The organism is Phenylobacterium sp. (assembly GCF_036263695.1).
GTDB lineage: Bacteria > Pseudomonadota > Alphaproteobacteria > Caulobacterales > Caulobacteraceae > Phenylobacterium.
This window is the reverse complement of sequence record NZ_DATAGM010000347.1, coordinates 1-3,490: the sequence shown is the minus strand read 5'-3', so window position 1 is coordinate 3,490 and position 3,490 is coordinate 1. Positions and strand designations below refer to the sequence as shown.

Annotated in this window: 3 protein-coding genes; 1 reads left to right on the top strand and 2 read right to left on the bottom strand. The window is 71.3% G+C overall.

All coding sequences use genetic code 11. The features are described 5' to 3' along the window. The coding region (locus VHK87_RS13995) for a glutathione S-transferase N-terminal domain-containing protein (RefSeq protein WP_329635504.1) at window positions 1–665 on the bottom strand (665 nt) is incomplete at its 3' end. 196 nt (window positions 666–861) lie between these two features. On the opposite strand from VHK87_RS13995, the gene VHK87_RS13990 reads away from it, so the two are divergent. Further along, on the top strand, window positions 862–2,280 hold the full coding sequence (locus tag VHK87_RS13990) for a sensor histidine kinase (RefSeq protein ID WP_329635503.1): 1,419 nt from the start codon (window positions 862–864) through the stop codon (window positions 2,278–2,280). Here the strand turns inward: VHK87_RS13990 and VHK87_RS13985 are convergent. Continuing rightward, the coding region (locus VHK87_RS13985; protein ID WP_329635502.1) for an MFS transporter at window positions 2,277–3,490 on the bottom strand (1,214 nt) is incomplete at its 5' end. The two genes, VHK87_RS13990 and VHK87_RS13985, sit on opposite strands and share 4 nt — an antisense overlap.

Below are 3,490 nucleotides of genomic sequence, written 5' to 3'. Positions count from 1 at the left end.
TCCTCGGGCGAGAGGCTCGCCGGGTCCTCGGTGACGCCGGCGGTGACCGCCATACCGCGCTGCACGGCCGGGCGTGCGCCGAGCTCCTCGAACCATCGCTTGAAGTATTTGAACTCCTCGATGTCGATCCCCTGGCCCTGCCAGTTCACGGTCCACGGATAGGAGATCATGTCGGCGATGGTGTACTCGTCGCCCGCGAGGTAGGGCCGGTCATAGAGCCGGTTGTTGAGCACGCCGTACAGCCGGTGCACCTCGTCGCCGAACCGGCGGATGGCGTAGGACTGGTCACCCTGCTCGGGGCCCAGGCGGCGGAAGTGGCCGTTCTCGCCGGTCTTCGGGCCCTGGTTGGCCATCTGCCACATCACCCACTGGACCACCTCGTACTTGGCCCGGGGCTCCTGCGGCCAGAAGCGGCCGGCCTTCTCGGCCAGGTAGAGCATGATCGCCCCGGACTCGAAGACGCTGATCGGTGCGCCGCCGCCCAGCGGCTCGTGGTCGACGATGGCCGGCATCCGGTTGTTGGGGCTGATCTTCAGGAAGTCGTCGGTGAACTGGTCGCCGCGGCCGATGTGCACCGGCACGACCCGGTAGGGGACGCCCAGCTCCTCCAGCAGAATGGTGACCTTCTTGCCGTTGGGCGTAGGCCAATAGTGCACGTCGATCATGGGCGTCCTCCTGTGGGCCCGATCATCGCGACCCAGCGCCGCCACGCAAGCGACTGCAGGTAGCTCGGCCGACACCCAATCTGGGCGCCTGCGGCGGCGGCCCTCATTGCCAAAGCTTCGCCGTACGCCATGGTTGCGGAGACCGGCTGTACGCGGCTGGCGTGTCGTTTCGCCGGGGGGCGAAGTGAGAGTTGTGATGGCCGACCAGTCGCCCGGGACGGGGCGCGACGACGGTCCAAATCCCGAGCTTGTCGCCGCGCTCGGCGCGGCCCTGCTGGATCCCTCCTGGCAGGAGGGGCTGCTGGTCTGCGACCGGGAGTTCCGCATCGTCTTCTGCAGCCGCTCGGCCGCGGCGCTGATGGGGCTGCCGGATCCCGCGCCGCTGGGCGAGATCTTGTGGGACCTGCAGCCGGGCCTGCATGGCGGGCTGATCGAACTGCGTTACCGCAGCGCCATGCAGAGCGGCGACGCCGGCGAGTTCGTGGTGCCGGCGCACGACGTGGAGGACGGCTGGATCGAGGTGCGGGCCCTGCCGCTGCCCCGGGCCATGGGCTTCCTGCTGCGCGACGTCTCCGAGCGCGAGCGGGGCGAGCGGCGGCTGCGGGAGATGAACACCAACCTGCGCCTGGCCCACAAGGCGGCCCAGGCGGCGAGTTGGGAGCTGCGCCGCGGGCGGGCGCTGCACTGGCTGGACGCGGCGGCCGCCCGCCAGCTGATGGGCCTGCCCAAGTCGGCCTCGGCCGATGCGGCGCTACCCGACTGGTCCGCCCTGGTCTCGTCCGAGGACCGGCCGACGCTTGATCAGGCCATGACCCAGCTGGCGGACAAGGGCGAGGCGACCTTCGAGTTCAAGATCACTGGCCGGGACGGGGTCGACCGCTGGCTGGAGTCCCGGGGCTACGTCACCGAGCGCGATCCGCGCGGCCAGATGGTGCGGGTGCTCGGCATCACCCTGGACGTCACGGCCCGCCACAACGCCGAGACCGCCCTGCGCACCGAGATTGCAGAGCGCGAGAAGGCCGAGGCGCACCTTCGGCTGCTGATCAACGAGCTGAACCACCGGGTGAAGAACACCCTGGCCTCGGTGCAGTCGATCGCCCGCCAGACCCTGCGCCGCGACTCCGAGCCGGCCGCGCTGGAGCTGTTCGACGCGCGCCTGCAGGCGCTGGCTTGGACTCACGACGTACTGACCCGCGAGCACTGGGCCGGCGCCTCACTCGACGAGATGGTCCGCCGCATCCTCTCGCCGCACGAGGCGGGGGAGGGCGAGCGCTTCGAGGCCTCCGGCCCGCCGGTGCGGCTGTCGCCGCAGATGGCCCTCGCGATGGCCATGGGGCTGCACGAGCTCGCCACCAATGCGGTGAAGTACGGCGCGCTGTCCGCGCCCCACGGGCGGGTGAAGATCAACTGGCAGGTGGCCGCCCAGGCCGGCGAGCGCCCGGAGCTCACTCTGCGCTGGCGTGAGATCGGCGGGCCCAAGGTCCGCGCGCCGACCCGCCGCGGATTCGGCTCGCGGCTGATCGAGCGCGGCCTGGCCGCCGAGCTCGGCGGCGGCGCCGAGATGGTCTTCGCCCCGGCGGGGCTGCAGTGCGTGATCCGGGCGAGGCTGGACTAGCGCGCCCTATGCGCCGCCACCGCCCGGCCGGCGCGCCAGGCGAGCCAGGCCGACGGCAACATGCCGAGCGCGCAGAAGATGAAGGGCGCATCGATCGCCAGGGTGAAGAGCCCGCCGGCGATGGCCGGTCCCAGCACCCGGGCGGCGGAGCCGGCGGCGTTGTTGGCGCCCAGGGTGGAGCCCTGCTTGTCCGGCGGGGCGGAGTGGGAGATCAGCGCCGAGGTGGCCGGCTGGGACATGGTGTGCCCGGCGGTCGCCGCGACCAGCGCCACGACTACGATCCACACCTCACCGCTCAGAGCGACGATCAGCACGGTGACGCCGGTGATCAGCAGCCCGCCGACGATGGTCGCCGTCTCCCCGATGCGCCGCACGACGAAGCCGGAGAAGAAGCCCTGCGCCAGGGCCGCGGCGATCCCGGTCAGCGAGATCACCTGGCTGATCTGCTTGGCGCCCCAGCCCCACTTGGCTGCGCCCCACAGCCCCAGCACCGACCAGATGGACGAGAAAGCCAGGAAGCCCAGGAAGGTCGCGCCGAGGATCTTGCGCAGCACCGGCGAGCCGAGCGCCTCGGTCAGGGCCGCGATCGGGTTTGGGCGCGCCTGGGTCGAGGCGGACCGGGCCCGGCTCTCCCGGACGAAGGCCATCGCCCCGAAGCCGGCCAGCCAGCACAGCCCGAAGGCCGCTAACAGCGGCGGCCGGAAGCCAGCCTCGCCGACGCCTTCCACGAACAGGAAGCCGCCCAGGGCGGGGCCCACCACGAATCCGATGCCAAAGGCCGCCCCGATCAGACCCAGCCGCCCCGCCAGCCGGCTCGGCGGCGAGATGTCGACGATATAGCCCTGGATGACCGAGATGTTGCCGCTGAAGAAGCCGGCGACGAAGCGGGCCAGGACGGCCAGCCAGATGTCCGGCGCGAACGCCAGCGCCACATAGCCCAGGCCGGAGGTGAAGATGGTCAGCAGCAGCACCGGCTTGCGGCCGATCCGGTCCGACAGCCGGCCCCACGTCAGCTCGCCCATGAACTGTCCGGCCGAGAAGACCGAGAACATTAGCGTGACCTGCCAGGGCGCGGCGTCGAACACCTCGGCGTAGAAGGGCAGGAGGGGGATGACCACCCCGAAGCCGATCAGGCTCATGAAGACGATCAGCAGCAGCACCGCCAGGGCGAGCCGCCCGGCGCCGGGCGCCTCGCCAGTGTCTTCAGCCT

Excerpts from the sequence above, each read along its gene's own strand:
- VHK87_RS13990 (WP_329635503.1), top strand. The coding sequence starts at position 862 with ATGGCCGACCAGTCGCCCGGGACGGGGCGCGACGACGGTCCAAATCCC.